General features: G+C 70.4%; 21 protein-coding genes. 14 read left to right on the plus strand and 7 right to left on the minus strand.

Features of this window, described 5'->3' with window-relative positions; translation table 11 throughout:
- Nucleotides 1-133: 133 nt before the first annotated feature.
- On the minus strand, nt 134-778 hold the full coding sequence (locus ACQPZA_RS23230; protein ID WP_433273706.1) for a CG0192-related protein: 645 nt from the start codon (nt 776-778) through the stop codon (nt 134-136).
- A gap of 155 nt (nt 779-933) precedes the next feature.
- Between ACQPZA_RS23230 and ACQPZA_RS23235 the strand changes: the two genes are divergently transcribed.
- From ACQPZA_RS23235 to ACQPZA_RS23245, 3 genes are read left to right on the plus strand one after another with little or no spacing between them, the layout of a single operon-like run.
- The gene (locus ACQPZA_RS23235; RefSeq protein WP_433273708.1) at nt 934-1,251 is read left to right on the plus strand and encodes a CU044_2847 family protein; all 318 of its coding nucleotides are present in this window, start codon (nt 934-936) and stop codon (nt 1,249-1,251) included.
- A 2-nt stretch (nt 1,252-1,253) separates the two neighbouring features.
- A complete protein-coding gene (locus ACQPZA_RS23240) occupies nt 1,254-5,405 on the plus strand; it encodes a trypsin-like peptidase domain-containing protein (protein ID WP_433273710.1) in 4,152 nt (1,383 codons plus the stop codon).
- A gap of 24 nt (nt 5,406-5,429) precedes the next feature.
- Complete coding sequence (locus ACQPZA_RS23245) at nt 5,430-6,014, plus strand: O-methyltransferase (RefSeq protein ID WP_433273712.1); 585 nt, start codon at nt 5,430-5,432, stop codon at nt 6,012-6,014.
- 66 nt (nt 6,015-6,080) lie between these two features.
- On the opposite strand, the gene ACQPZA_RS23250 is transcribed toward ACQPZA_RS23245, so the two are convergent.
- Nucleotides 6,081-7,031: an NADP-dependent oxidoreductase gene (locus ACQPZA_RS23250; RefSeq protein WP_433273714.1), complete on the minus strand. Its 951-nt coding sequence runs from the start codon at nt 7,029-7,031 to the stop codon at nt 6,081-6,083.
- A 50-nt stretch (nt 7,032-7,081) separates the two neighbouring features.
- Between ACQPZA_RS23250 and ACQPZA_RS23255 the strand changes: the two genes are divergently transcribed.
- On the plus strand, nt 7,082-7,705 hold the full coding sequence (locus ACQPZA_RS23255; RefSeq protein ID WP_433273716.1) for a TetR/AcrR family transcriptional regulator: 624 nt from the start codon (nt 7,082-7,084) through the stop codon (nt 7,703-7,705).
- A gap of 30 nt (nt 7,706-7,735) precedes the next feature.
- Nucleotides 7,736-8,200: an N-acetyltransferase family protein gene (locus tag ACQPZA_RS23260; RefSeq protein ID WP_433273718.1), complete on the plus strand. Its 465-nt coding sequence runs from the start codon at nt 7,736-7,738 to the stop codon at nt 8,198-8,200.
- 17 nt (nt 8,201-8,217) lie between these two features.
- On the opposite strand, the gene ACQPZA_RS23265 is transcribed toward ACQPZA_RS23260, so the two are convergent.
- Together ACQPZA_RS23265 and ACQPZA_RS23270 are read right to left on the minus strand one after the other, a co-directional pair.
- Nucleotides 8,218-8,676 carry a dihydrofolate reductase gene (locus ACQPZA_RS23265; RefSeq protein ID WP_433273720.1) on the minus strand — a complete coding sequence of 153 codons (459 nt, stop codon included), beginning with the start codon at nt 8,674-8,676 and terminating at the stop codon, nt 8,218-8,220.
- On the minus strand, nt 8,673-9,470 hold the full coding sequence (locus ACQPZA_RS23270; protein ID WP_433273722.1) for a thymidylate synthase: 798 nt from the start codon (nt 9,468-9,470) through the stop codon (nt 8,673-8,675). Before ACQPZA_RS23270 ends, ACQPZA_RS23265 begins: the two co-directional genes overlap by 4 nt.
- Nucleotides 9,471-9,531: 61 nt before the next feature.
- Between ACQPZA_RS23270 and ACQPZA_RS23275 the strand changes: the two genes are divergently transcribed.
- The 4 genes from ACQPZA_RS23275 to ACQPZA_RS23290 all read left to right on the plus strand — a co-directional run bounded on the left by ACQPZA_RS23275 (nt 9,532) and on the right by ACQPZA_RS23290 (nt 13,735).
- Nucleotides 9,532-9,876, plus strand: coding sequence for a hypothetical protein (locus ACQPZA_RS23275; protein WP_169393674.1), 345 nt, complete (start codon nt 9,532-9,534; stop codon nt 9,874-9,876).
- A gap of 276 nt (nt 9,877-10,152) precedes the next feature.
- Complete coding sequence (locus ACQPZA_RS23280) at nt 10,153-10,857, plus strand: ABC transporter ATP-binding protein (protein WP_433273724.1); 705 nt, start codon at nt 10,153-10,155, stop codon at nt 10,855-10,857.
- On the plus strand, nt 10,854-12,074 hold the full coding sequence (locus ACQPZA_RS23285) for an ABC transporter permease (RefSeq protein WP_433273726.1): 1,221 nt from the start codon (nt 10,854-10,856) through the stop codon (nt 12,072-12,074). Before ACQPZA_RS23280 ends, ACQPZA_RS23285 begins: the two co-directional genes overlap by 4 nt.
- A gap of 23 nt (nt 12,075-12,097) precedes the next feature.
- On the plus strand, nt 12,098-13,735 hold the full coding sequence (locus tag ACQPZA_RS23290; RefSeq protein ID WP_433273728.1) for an HlyD family efflux transporter periplasmic adaptor subunit: 1,638 nt from the start codon (nt 12,098-12,100) through the stop codon (nt 13,733-13,735).
- Between the two features lie 48 nt (nt 13,736-13,783).
- On the opposite strand, the gene ACQPZA_RS23295 is transcribed toward ACQPZA_RS23290, so the two are convergent.
- From ACQPZA_RS23295 to ACQPZA_RS23305, 3 genes are all read right to left on the minus strand, one after another.
- Complete coding sequence (locus ACQPZA_RS23295; RefSeq protein WP_433273730.1) at nt 13,784-15,472, minus strand: esterase-like activity of phytase family protein; 1,689 nt, start codon at nt 15,470-15,472, stop codon at nt 13,784-13,786.
- A 346-nt stretch (nt 15,473-15,818) separates the two neighbouring features.
- Complete coding sequence (locus ACQPZA_RS23300) at nt 15,819-16,376, minus strand: dihydrofolate reductase family protein (RefSeq protein ID WP_433273732.1); 558 nt, start codon at nt 16,374-16,376, stop codon at nt 15,819-15,821.
- A 73-nt stretch (nt 16,377-16,449) separates the two neighbouring features.
- Nucleotides 16,450-16,992: a pyridoxamine 5'-phosphate oxidase family protein gene (locus tag ACQPZA_RS23305; protein ID WP_169393682.1), complete on the minus strand. Its 543-nt coding sequence runs from the start codon at nt 16,990-16,992 to the stop codon at nt 16,450-16,452.
- 386 nt (nt 16,993-17,378) lie between these two features.
- On the opposite strand from ACQPZA_RS23305, the gene ACQPZA_RS23310 reads away from it, so the two are divergent.
- From ACQPZA_RS23310 to ACQPZA_RS23330, 5 genes are all read left to right on the plus strand, one after another.
- Nucleotides 17,379-18,083 (plus strand): DUF998 domain-containing protein, encoded by a 705-nt coding sequence (locus ACQPZA_RS23310; protein ID WP_433273734.1) that lies wholly within the window; start codon nt 17,379-17,381, stop codon nt 18,081-18,083.
- A 54-nt stretch (nt 18,084-18,137) separates the two neighbouring features.
- The gene (locus ACQPZA_RS23315; RefSeq protein WP_433273736.1) at nt 18,138-18,542 is read left to right on the plus strand and encodes a DUF6223 family protein; all 405 of its coding nucleotides are present in this window, start codon (nt 18,138-18,140) and stop codon (nt 18,540-18,542) included.
- Between the two features lie 306 nt (nt 18,543-18,848).
- Complete coding sequence (locus ACQPZA_RS23320; protein ID WP_433273738.1) at nt 18,849-20,117, plus strand: arginine deiminase; 1,269 nt, start codon at nt 18,849-18,851, stop codon at nt 20,115-20,117.
- A gap of 28 nt (nt 20,118-20,145) precedes the next feature.
- Entirely contained in the window at nt 20,146-21,621 is a 1,476-nt protein-coding gene (locus ACQPZA_RS23325) for a basic amino acid/polyamine antiporter (RefSeq protein WP_433273740.1), read from the plus strand.
- 66 nt (nt 21,622-21,687) lie between these two features.
- On the plus strand, nt 21,688-22,239 hold the full coding sequence (locus ACQPZA_RS23330; protein WP_433273742.1) for a copper chaperone PCu(A)C: 552 nt from the start codon (nt 21,688-21,690) through the stop codon (nt 22,237-22,239).
- Nucleotides 22,240-22,253 lie beyond the last annotated feature (14 nt).

The following is a 22,253-nucleotide window of genomic DNA, read 5'->3' on the forward strand; positions in this document are numbered from 1 at the left end:
CTCAACATCCGACACCTCGCTCAGCATAGGGTTCCGCCTGAACGGCGTACAGCCACGCGGCTCGGTCCAGCGCGTCGGCTCCGGTTGCCCGGACACCTGGGCGACGGCGCGCCCTCTCCCCGTCGCGAGCCGGCTACGGCACGCGACGTGCGTACGCCAGCAGGGTCGGCTCGGCGCTCCCCGGCCAGGTCCCGGTGAGGGTCTCGACATCGTCGTCGGCGCGGGTCGGCCCGTCGAGGACGCGCCGCACCACGAGCTCGAGCCCGGACGCACCGACCGTCGTGGTGGCGCCGTCGTCCACGACCGACACCGGGACGACCGGCAGAGCCTCGACGCCCCCGGCACCGGAGCCGGCCACGCGGACGGAGGGCTCCCGGCGCTCACTGCGGCCGTCCGCCTGCTCCACCCACTCGGCGGCCTCCCGCCCGCCGGCGAGGATCGCCGTCGCGAGGGCGGCGGCGTACACGGGGTCGCCGCACCCGTCGTAGATCCACCTGCGCCCGAGCACGGAGTGCTCCGAGGTACCGACGAGGAAGTCCTCGGCCCCCACCAACGGCGCGTCGCGGTAGGTCAGCGGCACCTGGAACATCCGCGCGTCGGCGGTCCGGACCAGGAGCGTCTCGATCCCCACCACACCGGACGGGTCGTCGAACCGATAGGCGCCGACTGCCTCGACCTGTCCTGCCGCGGGGCTCCCGGACCACGGCCGCGCCGGCAGCCATTCGGCGATCAGGTCCCGCTTCGTCGGGGTCAACTGCGCACGGTGGATCACGGCCATGGAGCGGAAACTACCGCCGGACCTGCACGGCAGGACACAGAACTTCGATCATCCGGACGGGAGGATTCGGCCACACCGTCGGTTGTCACCGCTACGCTCTCCGTGACCGCGAGACGCTGCGGCATCGCTCCCGCCATCCGATGTGAGGAACACGAGTGTCGTACCTGGTGCGGGTCCCGGTAGGTGACGAGTCCGTACTCGTCGAGATCCGTGAGCCGGACGATGGTCTGGTCCGTGCCGCTCGACCGGGTCGGGTGATCGCACAGGCCTCGGAGTCCTTCGACGAGATGCTCGATCGGCTCCGGCCGGTCGCGGAGGGGTTCGTCACCCGGTTCCGGACCATGGTCCATCCCCCGTCCGAGATCAACGTCGAGTTCGGGGTCACGCTGTCCGCGGAAGCGGATGTGGTGATCGCCAGCGCTTCCACGGAGGCCAACTTCACCGTGTCGCTGAGCTGGACCCGCGAGGACTGACCGTGTCGTTCGCCGCGGGCCTCGATTCCTCGATCCTGGCCGTGTGCGACACCGAAGGCTCCCCTGCCGGGGTGGCGTTCCTCGTCACCGACGGGTTGGCCGTCACCTGTGCTCATGTCGTCGCTCAGGTTCATCCGACTCCGGTTGCCGAGGGCGACGTGGTGGAGCTTCGCCATGCCGTGCCCACGGCCGGGCGCGCTCGCTACCCGGCCGAGATCGTGCGGCTGCTGCCTGCGGAGCCCGACGGAACCGGCGACATCGCCGTTCTCCGGCTGACCGGCGGCGCGGGAGCCGGTACGGCGGTCCGGCTGGTCGACGCCGCCGACGTGTGGGGGCACCCGGCACGCACGTTCGGCTTCCCGGCGCGTCGGGACAACGGTGTGTGGCACGAGGGGGTGCTGCGCGGGCGGCAGGGAGCGGGCTGGATCCAGGTCGACCGGACGGGAGCGGCGGGCTATCCGATCGAACCCGGGTTCAGTGGTGCGCCGCTCTGGGACGACGAGCTGGGTGGCGTCGTCGGCATGGTCGTGGCCGCCGACACCACTGCCGGTCCCGCCGGCTACGTGATCCCGGCAGCGTGGCTCGTCGAGGCGTGGCCGGAGCTGCGGCGCACCCTGATCCCGCCGCCGCCGTACCGGGGCCTGCTCCCGTTCCGCGAGGCGGACCGGGAGCTGTTCTTCGGCCGCGAGAAGGAAGCCGCGAAGCTGGTCGACGACCTGTACGCGGCGTCCGTCCTCACCATCGTCGGCCCGTCCGGGTCCGGGAAGTCGTCGCTGGTCCAGGCGGGAGCAATGCCCCGGATGCGGAGCCGCGGTGCTGCCGTGGCGCTGCTTCGGGCGGGCAACGGGAGCGAGCCCCTGAGCGCTCTCGGTGCCGCGCTGGTGCCGCTCATCGAGCCGGAGCTGACCCGCATCGAACAGCTGGACGCCCAGACGCTGCTCACGGCGCGCATCGCCGAGCGCGGGCTGGCCGACGTCCTGGCCCAGGTGCTCGACACCCAGGAGCACCGGTCGCTGGTGATCGTCGTGGACCAGGCCGAGCAGCTGCTCGGCCTCGCCGCGGAATCGGTCGATCCCCTGTTCGACGCGCTGTTCACCGGGCCGGGCGCCGAACAGCTGAGGGTTCTCATGGCTCTTCGGGCCGACTTCCTCGACGCCGCGCTGAAGCACCCACGACTCGGCGAACAGCTGACCAGGGGCACGTTCCTCCTGGCGGGCATGACCGAGCACCAGGTACGCCAAGCCGTCGCCGCGCCCGTGGAGCGGATACCGGGAGTGCAGTTCGAACCGGGGCTGGTCGACGTGATCGTCCGCGAGGCCGGCACCGACCCCGGCAGCCTCCCGCTGCTCGGCAACACGCTGGCAGAGCTGTGGCGGCGCCAGCACCGCGGCATGCTCACCCACCGCGCCTACGACGAGATGGGCCGGCTGTCCGGGTCGCTGGCCCAGCACGCGGAACAGACGTGGAACGAGATCTCTGCCGGGCAGCGGGACACGGCGCGCCGGCTGTTCCTGTCCCTGGTGCAGGTCACCGCGAACGGGTCCCTGCTCAGCAGGCGAGCCGCCACGGCGGAGCAGCTGGGCGAGGATGCCTGGCCACTGGCACAGCGCCTCGCGACGGCCCGCCTGCTGGTCGCAGGCCACGACGCAGAGAACCGGCCCACCGTCCGGCTCGCCCACGACGCCCTCATCGAGCACTGGCAACGGCTGCGGACCTGGGCCGAGGCCGACCGCGAGTTCCGGCTCTGGCTCGAGGAGGTGGGCGCCGACCGGGACCGTTGGCAACGAGCCGACCGGGCGTCCGAGCTGCTCTTGCGCGGGGAGCCGCTCCGGGCAGCGCGCTCCTGGCTCACCAGCCGACCCGACGACGTCGACCCCCTCCGCCGGGAGTACGTCGAGCGGTCCGCGCGCGGAGCTCTGACGTACAAGTCGCGCCGGCGCCGGCAGGTGATCACCCTCGTCACCGTGACGGTCGCGGCACTGATCGCCAGTGTCCTGGTCGTCGTGCGCGACCGGGCGGCGCGTATCGAACAGTCGCTGGCGTCGTCCCGGGCCTTCGCGGCCGCCGCGACCGCCATGGCGGAGCGCGACACGGGACGCTCGCTCCTGCTGGCCCTGGCCGCCTACCGGGAGTCGCCGTCGGACGAGGCCCATCGCGCGCTGTTCGGCGGCTATGTCCGCACGTTGAACGCCGACACCGTCTTCTCGGGCTGGGCAGGCTCGGGGCTGACCGATGTCGACGCGAGCGACGACGGGTCGGTGGTGGTGGCACTGTCGTCGGAGGGGGATTACAGCTTCCTGACCTTGTGGCATCGCGATCCCCATGGTGGACGGGCCACGAGGTCGGAGCTGTCGGCCGACGGAGGCGCCAGGAAGGTCGTCGTCGTCGAGAACGGTCAGGCGCTCGTCGTGGGGGGCGACCGCGGGCTGTCGCGGATCGACGTGGCCAGCGGCCGGCGCCAGGCGCTCGATGGACCGGCCCGGCAGGCGATTCGATCGTTCGCCGTCACCCCTGATGGTTCGGTCGCCGCCGTCCTCCTGAACGCGGACGGCCGGTCGCGGGTCGAGGTGTGGGATCTGGCGGCAGGCAGGCTCATCGGCGGGCGGCTCGTCGAGGCCGGGACGCACCAGGTCGGCGGGCCGAGGCTCGCCCCGGACGCGCGCTCGGTCGTGGTCGACCACGCCGTCGGAGGGCGCCCGGCGGGCGGGGGCGCGCGCCGGGTGGAGGTGTGGGATGCGACCACGGGTGAGGTCCGGGTTCTCGACGACTCCGCCGACCGGGTGTTCGTCAGCAAGCAGAACGTGCTGGTGACCTGTCGCATTGCCGAAGGCACGGGACGTTACGCGGCGCGGCTCGTCGCCGACGGCCGGGAGATCGGGCGCGCAGAGGGCGACCTGTGCCAGGACTTCGTGACCGACGGCCCGGGCACCACGGTCATGAGCGGGCTGGGTGGTACGCGGCGCATCGTCGACCTGACCCTGGGGCGACCGACCGGCGCCGTGCTGGAGGGCGCAGAGAGCACCCTGACGTTCGCCGTTTCGACCAACGCGATCGACGACGACGTGGTGGAGACGGCCGGGCACACTCTCGCGCTCGTCTCCGGGCCCGAGGAGATCCGGGCCGTGCGGCTGAGCCCGAACGCGGTCACCGACGCCTTGCGACCGACTCTCGGTGGCACGAACCTGACCTCGGACGGCCGATACATCCTCTCGCAGTCGGCAGGCCGCGTGCTGCGGGTGGCCGACGCGCGCACCGGCGAGATCGTGTCCGAGGCGCACCAGTCCCCCGCGCCGGGGCCCGCCTTCACCCCCTGGACCGAGCTCGGCCATGTAGGCGCGCTGGTCGCGCAACAGATCTCCGCGTACCAGGTGACCGTGTACACGGTGCCCGACCTGCGGGTCGTCTCCGAGATCACCGCAGCCCCGATCGGAGGAGAGGCCCGGCTCGAGCAGATGTGGTTCGACACCGGCGGCTCGTTGCTGACGCGAGTGGGATCCCGGGTCACCTGCTGGGACCCGGTGACGGGAGCCGCTACCTGCGAGACCGACCTGCACGGTGCAGACGGGCCTGCCGGACGCGCGCTCCTCATGGGCTCGTCCACCCGGCCGGACGAGGTGACCGTCGTCGACGAGGGCTCGTCGGTGATCCGGTGGGTGGACATCCGAACAGGAGACGAGCGCCGCCGCCTGGATGTCGGGCCGGGCGTCACGGTTGCTTCTGCTCCGTGGAACGACCAGCACGTGGTCGTGGGACGCAACCTCGAGGGTGGCGGCGCAGTCGTGGAGATGTGGGATGCGGTCGAACGGAGGATCGTCGCGGGGCCGACGACGGACCGCCTCGACTGGTACGACCTGGCGGCGCTCGACGAACCCGGACAACTACTCGTCGGCGCGTTCGACCGCCTCGAACTGTGGCACGCGGGCGAGACCGCGCCGGTCCGGACCTTCGACCTTTCGGGTTGGCAGATGTTCGACGCAACGGCGGACGGCTCACGGATCGGCGTGATGGACGGCGTCGACCTCGCCGCCACCCTCGAGCTCGACCCGGAGATGTGGGCCGGGCACGTGTGCCGGGTGACGGCGGGACGGGTCCTCGAGCCCGCCGAGCTGGCCGGGCTGCCGCCACCGACGAATCCGCGCCCGCTGTGTCCGTGACGCTTCACGACGGGAGGACGTGTCATGGAACCTGCCCTGCGCGAACTGCTGGGTGAGCTGGAGGAGTTCGGTTCGGCGAACGACGCGTCGACCGACGACCGCAGCCGGAGGATGCTGAACATCACGCACGACACCGGGGTGTTCCTCGCCCTGCTGATCAAGGCGACGGGGAGCCGGAACGTCCTGGAGATCGGCACGTCGAACGGCTACTCGACACTGTGGCTCGCCGACGCCGTGGGCGCCGACGGCTCGGTGACGACGGTCGAGAAAGCGCCGTCCAAGATCGCGCTGGCACGGCAGAACTTCGCCCGGGCCGGCCTGGAGTCACGGATCCGACAGGTCGAGGGCGACGCCGGCGACGTCATCCGGTCGGCAGGCGATGCCGGCTACGACTTCGTCTTCCTCGACAGCGACCGCGACCAGTACGTCGGCTGGTGGAGCGACCTGCGGCGGATCGTGGCCCCAGGGCGGCTGATCGTGGTGGACAACGCGATCTCCCACGCCCACCAGCTCGTGGACTTCACCGAGGCCGTCGGGGCAGCGGCGGGTTACCTGAGCTCGCTGTCCCCGATCGGCAACGGCGAGTTGGTGATCCTGAAGGAGGGATAGCCGGGCACGGCCCGGGCGAGTCGCCCCCTTCTTCACCGCGAGTCGCCCGATCTCGCGGGCGTCCGCTCAGTTCACCAGCACGATCTTTCCGCGGGCGTGGCGGCTCTCGCTCAGTTCGTGCGCGGCCACGACGTCGGAGAACGGGAACGCCGCCGCGACCGGCACCCGCAGCCGACCCTCGCCGGCGAGCGTGACCGCGATCGCGAGGCCGTGCACCGCCAGCGGGTCGGCGGCGGCTCCCACGACCGCGGCGGTGTCGTCCGCGGGCGCTCCGTGCGACATGTGCACGCCGTGGGCCGCCGCTGTGACGTCGGCGATCGTCACCACGCGGGCCGGGTCGCCTGCGATGGCGATGAGGTCCGGCAGCGCCCCTCCGGCACAGTCGAACACCGCGTCCACTCCGGACGGTGCGAGCGCACGGACCCGTTCGGGGAGCCCCGCCCCGTACGTCGTCGGCTCCGCGCCGAGGGAACGCAGGAAGTCGTGGTTGTGCTCGCTCGCCGTACCGATGACGGTGGCGCCGCGGGCGACCGCGAGCTGGACGGCGACGGTGCCCACCCCGCCGGCCGCGCCCTGCACGAGCACGGTGTGCCCGGCGCCGACCGCGAGCCGGTCGAGGACCCGGGTAGCGGTCTCGACGGCGCCTGCGGCTCCGCCCGCCTCCTCCCAGCTCCACGCGGCCGGCTTGGGCGCCCACGCGGCCAGAACCGCGAAGTCGGCATTGGCGCCGCGGGCGGCCGACGTGGTCATGCCGAACACCTCGTCGCCGATGTCCACGCCCGAGACGCCGTCGCCGACCTCGTCCACCACGCCCGCGGCGTCGAACCCGGTCCGGAAGGGGAAGGTCACGGGCACCACGTCGCGCATCTCCCCGGAACGGACGCGGATCTCGCCAGGCGAGACTCCGGAGGCCCGCACCGCGATGCGGATCTCCCCCCGCCCCGCCTGCGGTGCCTGCACCTCGGCGACGTGCATGACGTCGGGCGGTCCGTACCGGACGAACTGGATTGCTCTCATGCGCCGGACCGTAAGCGAAGCACCCCGTCCGTTTACCTAAAGTGAGAGCGGTGACGACCCAAGTGGTAGCGACGCTCCGCTCGGACGCCCGCGACAACCGCCTGCGCATCCTCGTGGTCGCTCGCGCAGCCTTCGCCGCCGAAGGTCTCGACGTGCCGATCCGGGAGATCGCCCGGCGGGCCGAGGTCGGCGTCGCCACCGTCTACCGGCATTTCCCGACCAAGGAAGCACTGCTGGCCGAAGCCTTCGCCGAGCAGCTGACCCTGTGCTCGACGATCGTGGAGGAGGGCCTCGCGGCGGCCGACCCGTGGGATGGGTTCTGCCTGGTACTCGAGAAGCTGATGGAGGTGCACGTCCTCGACCGAGGCTTCGCCCGCGCCTTCGCCTCGCAGCTCCCCGACGCCGCGGGCTTCGCCGCCGACCGCGATCGCACACTGCGCCTGCTGCTCCACCTGGTCCGGCGTGCGAAGGAAGCGGGCGCCCTGCGGAGCGACTTCGTACTGGAGGACATGAGCCTGGCGCTGATGGCGAACGACGGCATCCGCACCGAGTCACCCGAGACGAGGGTGGCGGCTTCGCGTCGCTTCGCCGCGCTGATGATCCAGTCGTTCCAGGCCCAACCCGTCCCGATGCCGCTTCCACGGGCCGTCCGGCTGCCTCTCTCCCGACGCTAGCGGTGGTGAGTCGGCTGTACGGTCTTCGCCGTGCGGGTTCGAACGGGCGAGCCGTCCGACGCGGCGTTCATCGTCGAGATGGCCCGACTCGCCTCGGCGGTCGAGGGCCGACCGCTGCCCCCGGCCGACGATCCGACGCTGGCGCAAGGCCTACCCCCGGCACCGGACACCAGTGTCCTGGCGCTCGACCACGGCGGTCATCCCGTCGGTGCGGCATGGTGGCACTTCCGGGAACCCCTGCTGGTCGTGACACCCGACGGCACGCCGGTACCCGAGCTCGTCGTCGCCGTGACGCCCGCCGCCCGCGGCCACGGCGTCGGGCGTTGCCTGCTCGACGCACTCGCCACCCGCGCTGCCCACCACGGCTACGACCGGCTGGCCCTCAACGTCCACATCCACAACCCCGCGGTCCGGCTCTACACCCGGGCCGGCTTCGTCGTGGAGGGCAAGGGCCGCGGTCCGCTCGGCGTCGCCATGGTCCGCCCTTTGCGGTGAGCGCCCCGGCGCTGATCTCAGCCCCAGGTCAGGAACCGGTAGTGCAGCCCGGTCGACGACTCCTGCCACGTCCCGACGGAGTCCGGCGGGCGCCCCACGTCCGGTGCGTGCGTGTCACCGTCGAACAGCTCCCGGATCTCGGTGACCACGATCCGGTCCGCGAACGGCAGCGCTGCCCGGTACACCGCGGCGCCGCCGATCACCCACGCGTCCCCGGATACCGCGGCGAGTGCCTGCTGCGGGTCGGGGAAGGTTTCCACGCCCTCCTGCGGCGTGCGCGACAGCACGAGATTGCGCCTGCCCGGCAGGGGCCGGAACCGCGGCGGCAGCGACTCCCACGTGCGGCGGCCCATGAGCACGGTCGCGCCCGTGGTGAGGGAACGGAAGTGCGTCAGGTCCTCGGGCAGGCGCCACGGCAGCGTGGCGTCGCGGCCGATGACGCCGTTCGCCGACTGTGCCCAGACGAGCCCGATCACACCGCCACCGGGGCCTTGATGCCGGGGTGCGGGTCATAACCGGCAAGCGCGATGTGCTCGTAGGTGTAGTCGAACAGGCTCTCCGCCGGCTTCAGGCTCAGCGTGGGGAACGGCCGCGCCTCGCGTGCGAGCTGGGTGCGGACCTGGTCCTCGTGGTTGTCGTAGAGGTGGCAGTCGCCTCCGGTCCATATGAAGTCCCCGACGCCGAGGCCCACCTGCTCGGCGACCATGTGCGTCAGCAGCGCGTAGCTCGCGACGTTGAACGGCACGCCGAGGAACAGGTCCGCGCTGCGCTGGTACAGCTGGCAGGAGAGCAACCCGTCGGCGACGTAGAACTGGAAGAACGCGTGGCACGGCGGCAGCGCCATCCGCGGGATGTCGGCGACGTTCCACGCGGACACGATCATCCGCCGGGAGTCGGGGTTCTCCCGCAGCGTGCGCAGCACCTCGCTGATCTGGTCGACGTGCCCGCCGTCCGGGGTCGGCCACGACCGCCACTGCACGCCGTAGATCGGGCCGAGATCACCGTCGGGCGCCGCCCATTCGTCCCAGATCGTGACGCCGTTGTCCCGCAGCCACGTGACATTGGCGTCGCCACGCAGGAACCACAGCAGCTCGTACGCGATCGAGCGGAAATGGACCTTCTTCGTCGTGATCAGCGGGAAGCCGTCGGACAGCCGGTAGCGCAGCTGGTGACCGAAGATCGACCGCGTGCCCGTGCCGGTGCGGTCCGCCTTGCGCGCGCCCGTCTCGAGCACGTGGCGGAGCAGGTCCTCGTACTGCGTGTCCGGCATGCCCGCGACGATAGCGCCTGTTTTTCTGCCATCCGGACCGGACAAATGGGAAGATCTCCGGATGAATCTCCGGCGCCTGCTCCCCGTCCTCGCCCTCGGTGCTCTCCTGGCCGGGTGCGGGGGCGGTGGTGTCTCCGCCGGCCCACTGGCACCTCACGCGCTGGACGGCCCCGACTACTCCGGCTACCTCACCGCCGTCGAGGGCATCCCCTTCTTCCGAGGGCCGCACGCCGCCGCCACCGCTGCCTGCGAGCGGAAGGCGCGGGACATGACGCGCGAGGAGGCGATCGACCTGGTGGCCCGGGCGATGGCCGACGCCGGGTTCGGGCGACCGGAGGCCCAGCGCACGATCGACGCCGTCGACCAGTTCAACATCTGCCCCGACTCGACGGCCTGGGAGAGCTGACACCTGGTGCAGGGCCATGGCCGGCATCGATGTGTTCTGCATCACATGATCTTGTGAGTGCGGCCGGCGGCACGATCCCGGCGCCCCCACGCTGCGGCGACGGGTTTCACCTGGTAGGGGGCAGCCGCGCAGACCACCTGACGTACTGAGCGTCACAGCACGTCCGCCACGCCGTCTCCGACGGGTGAACATCACCAAGTAACCCCGGTGGTTTTGTGCCGTTTGGGTAACCGGGACGCCTTTCCACGGTTCGGTCGTTCCCACGATGGGGGGAACGTGATCGAGCTCGAGGCCGTCTCCAAGCTCTACCGCACAGGACCGATCAAGGTTCATGCGCTGAGCGCGGTCGACCTGACCATCGACGAAGGCGACTTCGTCGCGATCATGGGCCCGTCCGGTTCCGGCAAGAGCACGATGATGAACGTCCTCGGCTGCCTGGACGTGCCGACGTCCGGCACGTACATGCTGAACGGGATCGACGTCAGCAAGCTCCGGGAGAACCGGCTCGCCGAGATCCGCAACCGGCAGATCGGGTTCGTCTTCCAGTCCTTCAACCTCATCGCGCGGACGTCCGCGGCACGCAATGTCGAGCTACCGCTCATCTATGCCGGAGTCGGCCGCCGCAGTCGCCGGGCGCGCGCCCGCGCGGCGCTGGAGCGGGTCGGGCTCGGCGACCGCCAGAACCACATGCCCAACGAGCTCTCCGGCGGCCAGCAGCAGCGCGTCGCGATCGCGAGGGCCCTCGTCACCGATCCGGCGATGATCCTGGCCGACGAGCCGACGGGCAACCTCGACTCGGCATCCACCGTCGAGATCATGCGGCTGCTCGTCGAGCTGAACGAGACGGGCCGCACCGTCGTGCTGATCACGCACGAGAACGAGGTCGCCGGGTTCGCCAAGCGGGTGATCGAACTGCGCGACGGCAAGATCGTGCGCGACGTCCGCAACGGCGTGGGCAGCGGAGTCGGGGGCGAACGGTGAACCTGCTCGAGACGGCCCGAATCGCACTGCGCGGTCTCCGCGCGAACCGGCTCCGCTCCGCACTCACCACGCTCGGCATCGTCATCGGCGTGGCGTCGGTCATCATCCTCGTCGCCCTCGGCAACGGCATCCAGTCCGGCTTCAACGACATCTTCGGATCGCTGGCCACCCAGATCACCGTCACCCCGACCCAGGGCAGCGCGCCCAGCGGCGGACGCGCCAGGGACCTCACCGACGCCGACCTCGAGGCACTGCAGGACTCGGCCAAGGCGCCGAACGTCGAGTCGATCACGCCGGTCGTCGGCGGCACCGGGCTGCTCCAGCTCGTGGGCGGCGGCCAGTACCGGACGTCGATCACCGGCACCACCGCCGACTATCTCGAGGTCAACGCCCGCGACCTGCAGGTCGGCCGGAACTTCACCGAGTTGGAGGCCCGGACGAAGGCCAAGGTCGTGATCCTCGGCCCGAACCCGGTCACCGAGCTCTTCAACGGCAACGCGGCCGCCGCGCTGGGGCGGGAGATCCGGATCGGCCGCACGATCTTCCGGGTCATCGGGGTCGCAGCAGTCAGCGGCCAGCAGGACGACGTGGCGATCATGCCGCTGGGGGCGGCACGCAGCTACCTCCTCGGCGGCGGCGACACCCTGAGCAGCATGATCGCCAGGGCCGACTCCGTGGCAACGGTGCCGGCAGCCACCGACCAGATCACGAACATCCTCTCCGCCCGGCACGGCATCCGGGAGCCGGCCGAACGTGACTTCAACGTGCAGGCGCTGCAGAGCCTGCTCGACCAGTCCTCGCAGTTCCTCACGTTCCTGACGCTGTTCACCGGTGCCGTCGCGGGCATCTCGCTCGTCGTCGGCAGCATCGGCGTCGCGAACATCATGCTGGTCACCGTCACCGAACGGACCCGGGAGATCGGCATCCGCAAGGCGATCGGTGCCCGTCGGCGGGCGATCCTCCAGCAGTTCCTCCTCGAGTCGATGTTCCTGAGCGGGCTGGGCGGCCTGGTCGGGATCCTGATCGGCGTCGGCGTCTCGCTCGCGGGCGCCGCGGTGCTTCCCCAGCTCGTCCCGGACTTCCCACCGCCGTCGGTGTCCGTCGGCTCGGTGGTCCTCTCCTTCTCGATCAGCTTGCTGATCGGCCTCGTCGCCGGCGGCTACCCGGCGAACCGCGCGGCACGGCTGCGCCCCATCGAGGCCCTCCGCTACCAGTGAACGTGACCATGGCAGGAGCTCTCATGTCCCGAACGACCCGGCGGCGCACCCGGGTGACGCTCTCGGTCGCCGTGCTGGCGGTGGTCGGCGCAACCGCGTGCACGGCAGAGCAACCGCCTCCGCCCACCCTGCGGGTGGATCGGGGCACGGTCGCGACGTCCGTGTCGGCGTCGGGCACGCTGGTGGCGATCACCGAGCAGAACCTCGGCTTTCCCCAGGCCGGGAAGCTCGCCGAGGTCCTCGTCGGCGTCGGCACCCGGGTCGAACCCGGCCAGGTGCTGGCCCGCCTGGACGACTTCGCCCTGCGCCAGACGCTCGAGCAGCGCCACGCCGGGCTCGCCCAGCAGCAGGCGCAGCTGGCCAAGATCCGCAACGGCAACTCGGTGGAGGCGGCCCAGGCGACGCTGGAGCAGGCCGAGAAGATCCTCGACGCCACCGAGGACCAGGCCGAGGCCACGAACAACGCGAACTACTCCGCCACGGACCGGGCCGAGAAGCAGCTCGAGTTCGACCGGAAGGTGCTCGACCAGGCCGAGCACCGGCTGGAGGCGGACAAGAGGGCCTGCGGATCCGGGCCTTCTAAGCCCAGCGGGCAGCAGCAGGACGCCAGCTCCAACTCGACCCAGACTACGACCAAGGCATCCTCCGGACTCCTCGGCACGGGAAGTACACCGGAATCTCCGGCGCCGACCACGCAACCGAACCAGAGTGGCGGCCTCGTGGCGAACCCCGCCTGCGACCGGATCCCGGCCGACAAGCAGGCGGTGACGGACGCCAAGCGCGTGGTCCTGTCCTCGGAGACGGCCCTGGACACCGCCGAGCAACGGCAGAACGTCGACGAGGCGGCGGGGCGGCTGTCGATCGAGAACGCCAGGCAGAGCGTCGTCACGGCCAAGAACGAGGTCGACAGCGCCGGTAGCGACAAGCCCGCCGACACCTCCGCTCAGGAGGCCGCGGTCCGCGACGCGGAGGCCCAGGTGGCGCTCGCTCAGCGCGACGTCGACAACACGGTGCTTCGCGCTCCGGTCGCGGCCGTCGTCTCGGCCGTCAACGGAGCGGAGGGCGAGTACGTCGGGGCGGCGACCGGGACCACGGCGTTGGCGCCGGGCAGCTCCGCGGCCCTGCCGGAGATCGCCGCCACCTCGGGTGGAGGCGCCGGCGGTGGCGCGGGGGCGGCTCCGGGCGGCGGCGCGTTCATCGTGCTGAACAACATCGACTCGTTCCAGCTCGTCGTGCCGTTCGAGGAGTCCGACGCAGCGCGCGTGGCCGCCAACCAGCGGGTCGAGATCACCGTCGACGCGGTCCCGGACCTGCGGGCACCGGCCACGGTGCTCGCCATCGCCCCCTCCGGGAACTCCACCACGGGGGTCGTCCGCTACTACGCGACGATCGTGCTCACCGAGAACGACGACCGCCTGCGCGACGGGCAGACCGCACTGGCCGACGTCATGGTGCAGTCCGTGGACAACGTGCTGCGGGCGCCGTCCGCCGCCACCCGCACCGACGCCGGCCGCCTGGTCGTCGACGTGCGGGGCCCGGACGGTGCGCCGGTCCCGACCCCGTTCCAGGCGGGACTCGTCGGCGACGAGTACACCGAGGTGGTCTCCGGGCTCACCGAGGGGCAGGAGCTCCTGCTGCCGCAGGGGCAGTCCACCACCTGATCCCTGGCCCGTCACGGTGCCACCGATCCCCGTCGCAGTCGGCCACCGTCAGCCAACGTCGATCGTCACGGTGGCCGTGCTGGTCGCCGCGGAGCTGCCGGTCAGCTTGGTCATGTCGATGCGCAGGTACTCGCCGTTGTCCTGCTGGTCGGTCGCAGGGCTGAGCTTCGACTCGAGGTTGTACGGCGGCCTCGGCGTCGCGTCCGAGATACCGGAGATGCCGAAGTCGCTGTCGTTGCTGATGATCAGCGTCTTGCCACCGTCCAGCGCGGCGACGCCCTCGACCTTGTCGTGGGAGAAGAAGCGGCTGTACCCGTCGACCGGGTTCGGGTCCAGTGACGCCAGCAGGCCGTCCAGATCCAGGTACTGCGACTCGGCGACGGGCTTGATCCCGACGCCCTGGTAGGTCTTCAGCGCGTCCGCGGTCGGCTGCGGCTTCGCCTCGTCCGTGAGCGAGAGGGCCTCGATCGTCTTGCCGCCGACGAGCAGGCCCTTCGACGCGTCGTAGGTCGCGCCGGGCACGTTCGCCGACGGGCCGACGTCCGTCGCACCGCTCAGGTCGATCTTCCAGAGCCGCTTGTATCCGTCCGCTTTCGGGAACTTGGAGTCGCGCTCGTCGACGAGGAACGTCGTGTTCGACAGCGCGGTGATCTCGCTGTTGGCCGTCTTGTTCGACTTCGGATCGTGCAGCAGATAGAGGTACTCGTGCAGGGCGTGCGTCTGCAGGTCGTAGGTGACGATCCGCGTGGGCGCGAGCTCCGTCGCGTCCTGTCCGTCGAGGTCGGGCTGCTGGAGCCCGGACTGCATCAGTCCGACCAGGGTCCTGCCGTCCGGCGTGACGGTCAGGCCCTCCATACCGCGGTTCGGCACGCGGTTGAGCAGTTCCTCGGGAAGCGTTCCGTCCTTCGGCGAGAGGCGCTGGAGCGTGCGGCCGCCGGCGTCGAAGTGCGTGATGAACGGGCCGTACTCGTCCGAGACCCAGAACGTGCCGTCGGGCAGCGCGACGAGACCCTCGGGGTCGTAGCCGTCCGGGTCGGCCGCGAGGGCATGGCCGCTGAGGTCCTCGGTCTTCTCGCCCGTCGGGTTGTCGGTATTGACCCGCCCCGAGTACGGATGACCGGAGTGGTCGGTGAGCGGGATCTCCCGGATCAGCGTCGCCCGGCCGCCCGAATCGAGCTTGAAGAGGGCGATCGCCGGGTCGTAGTCGGGGATCGGCTCGATGACGTCCCCGTTCGCAGCGGCGGCGTTGGGGCCGCGGTCCTCGAGTCCGTAGACCTCGTCGGAGTGGCCCGGCACCGGCGTCACTGCGGAGCCGAACGAGCCTGCGTTCAGCTGCACGTTGCCGTAGCTGCCCAGGGACGGGAGGTGGTCGGTGTAGAGCGAGACGGCATTGCTGACCGTGTAGGTGAAGCTGTCGTGGCCGGTGAACCCGGCGGCGGGGACGTATCTGAACGACCCGTCGGGGTTGAGCTGCAGCGAGCCGTGCTGCGGATCGGAGTGCACCAGCAGTTGCGCGCTGTCTCCCGCCAGCACGCCGTGGGCGGCGTCGACCGCGAGCGCGCCGCCGGTCCCGGTCGAGTAGGTGGCGGCCTTCGCAGTGGCTTTCGCGGGATTGTCACCGGCGTGGGCCTGGCCCGGCGTCAGCGGCCCGGCGAAGGCCGCCGCGGCCAGGACGAGGGTCGTGGCGGCGGCACGCCGGACGAGACGTCGGGGCGCGGAGGAGCGCGACGCTGGCATGGGGTCTCCTTGGCGGGGGCGGCGACGCCGGAAACCTCTGGGCGTCCCGCGCGAGAATATGATCGGCCCGTTGCCAGCTGTGATCTGCCTGTGATGTGTAGCAGCCGGACCAGAAATGTGATCTCAAATCTACGAGATCGAGAGCCGGCAGGGCGGCGCCAGTGGTAAACGGCACAATGGAAGGGCTTCGATCACACTCAACGATCAGTCCCGGCAGTCGTTAATCCTGGCCGGTCGACAAGCACACTCCGGGCGATTCGCCCCCGCAGTGCGCCTATTGTTCGCGAGTTCTTCTCGGTCGCTTCTCCGGCCCGACGACCCATGACCTCGTGTTCCTGATCGCGGCTCAGCGGGTCCGGTAGCGCGCGTAGATCAGCCCGCTGCCGAAGGCACGCTCCTCCACCAGCTCGAGATCGAGACGCACGCCGTCAGGAAAGAACCGCTTGCCGCCGCCGACCACGCTCGTGGTGATGAACAGGTGATACTCGTCCACCAGGCCGGCCCCGATCGCCTGGGCCGCGAGGTTCGGGCCGTCGACGGTGAGGTCGTGATCAGCCTCGGCCTTGAGCTTGCGCACCGCGTCCGGGTCGAAGGTCCGCTCGATCCTGGTCTTCGCGCTGGACACCGACTCCAGCGTCGTGGAGTACACGATCTTCTCCGCGGCCTGCCAGTCGCGGGCGTACTGCAGGATGTGCGGCGGCTGGTCGGGCTCGGCGTGCGCGGTCTCCCAGTAGACCATCGTCTCGTACATCCGTCGGCCGTAGAGGTACGTGCCGACGGGGCGGAAGAGGTCGTTGACGAAGGTGTGCACCTCCTGGTCGTCGGCGCCCGTGCCGAGGTCGCCCTCCGCCGCCTCGGCGTAGCCGTCGAGCGAGGTGATCATCGAGTAGATGAGCTTCGCCATGCGTCTCCTTCGGGTCCGGGCGCGCCAGGCCGCCGACGGCCCTGCAGGCTGTGACCTCCGCATGACCCGGAACTCATCGATCAGCCGGCGCCCGAGCCGCCTCGGAGAGGAGCCGGTCCGGGTCGGCGGCGTAGACGGTCATCCACGTCGGCCGGAGCCGGTAGTAGACGACGTCGGACCAGTCGAACGACCCGCCGCCGTAGAACGCGTGCAGGTACTCGTGGGTCGCCGGCCAGTCGGGGTGACCGGGGCCGTCCACCGGGTTGAGATTCTCGACGACACCGTGGACGAAGACACCGAGATCCTCCCCACGTAGGTGCGCGACGCTCGCGGCGGGCCGCGCCCGCAGGTGCCGCGCCTTCGCCGCTCCCGGGCTGGTGCCGAACACCCAGCGGCCGTGCAGCAGGTGCCCGTCGACGGCACTGACGCGCGGCTCACCCTTCGCGGTGACCGTGGAGAGCACGAGGACGCACATGCCGGTGAGCACACCCACCAGCTGCTCGGCGGTCAGGCTTCGCTCGCCGGTGATGATCGACTGCAGGTGCGCTGTCGCGCGTCCGCGCGAGGTGTCGATGAGGGTTTGCAGGGCCTGGAGCTCCGGTTCGGTTTCGTACACATCAACAGCGTGACGCCTAAACCTGACAGGTCCCGTCCTCGAATCGCGTGGATCTTCACCAGAGCCGGACCCACGGGCGGCAGGTTCGGGACCGAGTACGAACTCCTCGCCAAGATCGACCCAGCCCGCGGGGTGTGTCAGCAGGGCGGCATCTCGGTGCCGGCCGCGGGCCTTCCACCGACTACGGCTCGACCTCGCGCGGACGACCTCTCGGTCGAATGTCGTGCAACTCGGTCATGGGCTACCGCAAACGGGCGAGGACGCCTACCACTGGCGGCCGACCGTACATCCGGTGGATCAGGGCGAAGACACATCCGCCGTCCGACGCACGAACCCGGCCCGGCGACCACGATCGGTGCCGTGAAACGCCGCCGATCGGAGGGAACATGATGGCGCGACGGACGTTGCCGACACGGGCGCTGCTGGCGTGCGGCGCCGTGGCCGGCCCGGTGTACGTGACCGTGGCGATGGCCCAGGCGCTGACCCGCGACGGGTTCGACCTGACCCGGCACCGTTTCACGGCGCTGACCGCCGGAGACCTGGGCTGGGTCCACAAGTCGAACATGCTGCTGGTCGGGATGCTCACGGTGCTGTTCGCGGTCGGGGCTGCACGGGTGTTGCGGACGGGTCAAGGCGCGGTGTGGGGACCGCGGTTGCTCGGGCTGTTCGGCGTGGCGTACGTGATCGGCGGCGCGCTCACCGCGGACCCGGTGGCCGGTTTCCCGCCCGGCGCCGCATCGGAGATGGTGCAGACCACCTGGCAAGGGGCTGCCCAGAACGCCTCGCGGGGGGCCAGCACGTTCCTCCTCATCGCAACGAGCGTGGTGATCGCGAGGCAGTTCGCCACCACCGGACGCCGGGGATCGGCCTGGTTCTACGGCCTCTACGGAGCCGCCGTCCCGGTCGCGTTCGCAGCCCTGATCGCCGTCAACTCCGCCGTTGGCAACTACCCCTATGCCATCGCAGTGGTCTTCCTCGTGACGCCCTGGATCTGGGTGACCATCCTGGCTGTCCACCTGTACGGACGGGAGTCGGCGCTACGAGGTGGTGTTCCGGCGTTCATGGCGACGAGAGGTGCGCCGGTGGGCTGACCCGGCGATGGTGCAAGCCCGACGTCCGATCGCCAGGAAAAGAAGGAGCACATCATGTCCGTCTCTTTTGCGCTCGCCGCCACCGCTGCCGAGCACGTTTGCACAACGCCGGCAGAATGCGCGAACCAAGGTGTCGGCACTTTCGTCGGGACACCCGCGCGAATCTGGGCCAGTGTGGCTGCACTGGTGGCGCTGGTCGGCGTGGCCGTCGGCGCGCCGGCGCTGGCCCGCTCCCGCCGCCGTGTCGGCAACGGCGGGAGAAAAGGGGCCGTCGTGGCCCTGGTGGCCGGGCTGACCGGCGCGGTCAACGGCGCGGTGAACCTGGCCGTCGCCGACGGTGGTCTCGGCACCGGCAACGGAGTAGCCGGTGGCGCCCTGGCCCTGATGCTCGGGCTGGTCGGCGCGGTCCTCGGCGGGCTGGTTCTGGCCCGCTCCCGCCGTACCGAACTGACCGGCTGACCGGCCGACCGGCCGACCGGCCGACCGCAGCGAATACGAGCGCGATGCCGTTGTCTCGCCGGATCGGCCAGACCGGGCGGCTCCGGGCGGTTGCGCCGACTGCGCGTACCGCAGTCCTGCGCGCCCGGCGAGGGGGCCTCGGCCGCCCGCTTCATCCTTGCGGGGTGATGCGATCGCTCGCCCGGTCGCTACAGTCCGTCCTCGCATCGTCGCTGACCGCATTCACAGCATCTCAGGCCTGCATCCAGCGTCCGGGTCGGCGCCGCCGCGCCGAATGGTCACCTGTCGCCTCCTGAGGGGATCACCGTGAGCACCACGACCGTCGCCGCCACCCCCGTCACCTCGGCTTCCTACGGGGTGCACTCCGAGGTGGGCGTGCTGCGCAAGGTTCTGGTCTGCGCCCCGGGTCTGGCGCATTCCCGGCTGACCCCTCGCAACTGCGACGACCTGCTCTTCGACGACGTCATGTGGGTCGACAACGCGCGTCGTGACCACTTCGACTTCGTCAACAAGATGCGCGACCGCGGGGTCGAGGTCGTCGAGCTGCACGACCTGTTGACCGAGACGATGGCCGTTCCCGAGGCCAAGACGTGGCTCTTGGACCGCAAGATCGTCCCCAACGAGGTGGGTCTGGGTCTGGTCGACGCCACCCGGGCGTTTCTGGAGGGGCTGACCGATCGGCGGCTGGCGGAGTTCCTCATCGGTGGGTTGGCGACGACGGACCTGCCCGAGGACTTCCGTCCCGGCTACGTCGCCCTCGCCCGGGAGTCGACCGGCGTGCGCGAATATCTGATGCCGCCGCTGCCCAACACCCTCTTCACCCGCGACACCACCTGCTGGGTCTACGGAGGGGTCACCCTCAACCCGCTGTTCTGGCCCGCTCGACACGATGAGACCTTGCTGTACAAGGCGCTCTACACCTTCCACCCGGACTTCGTGGGCTCCGCAGTCTGGTGGGGCGACCCCGAGCGCGCGTGGGGCCTGGCCACCATGGAGGGTGGCGACGTCATGCCGATCGGCAATGGTGCGGTCGCCATCGGGATGAGTGAGCGCACGTCCCGGCAGGCCATCGGGCAGTTCGCTGCCGCGCTGTTCGAGCACGGTGCCGCCACCCGTGTGATCGTCGCCGGCATGCCCAAGCTGCGGGCGGCGATGCACCTGGACACGGTGTTCACCTTCGCCGACCGCGACGTGGCGACGGCCTACCGCGACATCGTCGACGGCATCCACACCTTCAGCCTCCGGCCTGGTGACAAGGAGCCGGTCGAGGTCACCGAGGAGAAGCGGTCCTTTCCCGAGGTCGTTGCCGACGCGCTGGGCCTGTCCGAGCTGCGGGTGCTGGAGAACGGTGGAAACAGCTACGCGAACGAGCGCCAGCAGTGGGACAGCGGCAACAACGTCGTCGCCGTGGCTCCCGGGGTCGTATTCGCCTACGACCGCAACACCCACACCAACACCGTCCTGCGCAAGGCGGGCGTCGAGGTGGTCACGATCGTCGGCGCGGAACTGGGCCGCGGCCGTGGTGGGGGGCACTGCATGACCTGCCCGATCGTCCGCGACCCCGTCGACTTCTGAGCTGCTCGTTCAGCGGAGGTGACCCACGATGGTCGAGACGCACCGCCCGGTTGCCGAGCCAGGGGCCGACACCACGGTCGCCACGCAGGGAAAGATGAGCCTGCCCACCTTGACCGCGATGGTGGTCGGCAGCATGGTCGGCGCGGGCGTGTTCTCGCTACCGGCGCGGTTCGGCGTGGCGACCGGGATCCTCGGGTCACTGATCGCGTGGGCGGTTGCGGGGACGGGCATGCTGATGCTCGCTTTCGTGTTCCAGAATCTCGCCATTCGCAGGCCCGACCTGGACTCCGGCGTCTTCATCTACGCCAAGGCCGGCTTCGGTGACTACGTCGGGTTCAACTCCGCAATCGGCTTCTGGGCGAGCACGATCGCCGGCAACACCTTCTACTGGGTGTTCATCACCGCGACCCTCGGCGGGTTCTTCTCCGCCTTCGGCGACGGCGGCACCGTCCTCGCGGTGGCGCTCTCCACTGTCGGTGTCTGGTTGTTCCACTATCTGATCGCGCGAGGGGTCCGCGACGCCGCCGTGATCAACCGGATCGTGACGGTACTCAAGATCCTTCCGATCATCGTCTTCATCGTTGTGCTGTTCCTGGCGTTCGACGCCGGTGTCTTCTCCGACAACTGGATCGCCACCGGCTACGGCGATCTCGGCTCACTCAACGAGCAGGTACGCAACACGATGATCATCACGACGTTCGTCTTCATCGGTATCGAGGGCGCCAGCGTCTATTCGCGCTACGCCAAGAGGCGCAGGGACGTGGGCAAGGCCACCGTCGTGGGCTTCCTGAGCGTGCTGTCGATCTTCGCGCTGGTGACGCTGTCGAGCTACTCGGTGCTGCCACAGCCGGCGATCGCCGCGACCCGCCAGCCCTCGATGATCGGCCTGTTCGAGTCCGTCGTCGGCCCGTGGGGCACCTGGTTCATCAGCGCGGCCGTCATCGTCTCCGTTCTCGGCGCGTACCTTGCCTGGACCCTGATGGCCGCCGAGGTGATGTACATCCCGGCCCGCGATGAGGACTTGCCGGCCTTCCTGAGCAAGGAGAACGAGAACGGGACGCCGATCACGGCTCTCGTCGTCAGCTCGCTGGCGGTGCAGGGCCTCCTCGCCGCGACGCTGGTCCTCACCGACGCGCTGAACTTCATGCTCGACCTGTCCACCTGCCTGGCGCTGATCCCGTACTTCCTCGCCGCCGCATACGCACTGAAGCTCGGCCTCACGGGCGAGTCCTACGAGAACGTAGACGTCCGGACGCGCCGCAAGGAGACGATCATCGCGGGGATCGCGACCGTCTACACGGTGTTCCTCTTCGAAGCCGCCGGTCCGAAGTACCTGCTGCTGTGCACGGTGATCCTCGCCCCGGCCACGCTGCTGTACATCAAGGCGCGCAGCGAGCGGGGCCGCCGGCTGTTCACCGCCACCGAGATGGCCCTAGGCGCAATCATCGTGGCCGCCGGTATCGCCGGCGTCGTCGGCCTGTGGACCGGCTTCATCACCATCTGACCCCGTTTCCGCGAGCCCGCAGTGTCCGACTCGAGACCGAGTCGAGCCCAATCGTTGGGAGTCGGCATGAACCGCATCGGAGTCGTCGGGGCGATCCTGCTCACCCTGCTGCTGCTCGCCGGATGCGGCTCGAGGCAGGCCGCCTGCCCAGACCTCGACCGGACCACGACCGAGCTGGGCACCGTCGACGGGCAGGTGGGCCGGCTCCGGCTGCTCAGCGTGGCCATCGCGTCCCCCGGCGGGCGAGGCAGCATGCACATCGCCGGAGACAGCGCCGCGCTCCTCCTGACCATCGCGAACGACGGCGAAACCGAGGACGTGCTCATCGGGGCCGGCGCCGATGTCGCTGCACAGGTCGTTCTCCGGAACGGCGACGCCGCGCCGGATCCGCGCGTGGAGGTGCCCGTGCCGCCCGGTCCGACCGCGGTCCTCAGCGAGGTGACCGGACCGCACCTGGAGCTGTCCGGGCTGCGAGAGACTCTGCAGAGCGGCCTCCGCGTCCCGGTCACCTTCGAGTTCCGCGACGCCGGATCGGTGACTCTCACGGTGCCGGTCCGTACCTACACCGACGTCCGCCCGGACAAGTACCTGGAGCCCGTTGCCGTGACTGCTTGCTGACTCGCGCCGGGACC

It is taken from the genome of Pseudonocardia xinjiangensis (assembly GCF_050948425.1).
GTDB lineage: Bacteria > Actinomycetota > Actinomycetes > Mycobacteriales > Pseudonocardiaceae > Pseudonocardia > Pseudonocardia xinjiangensis.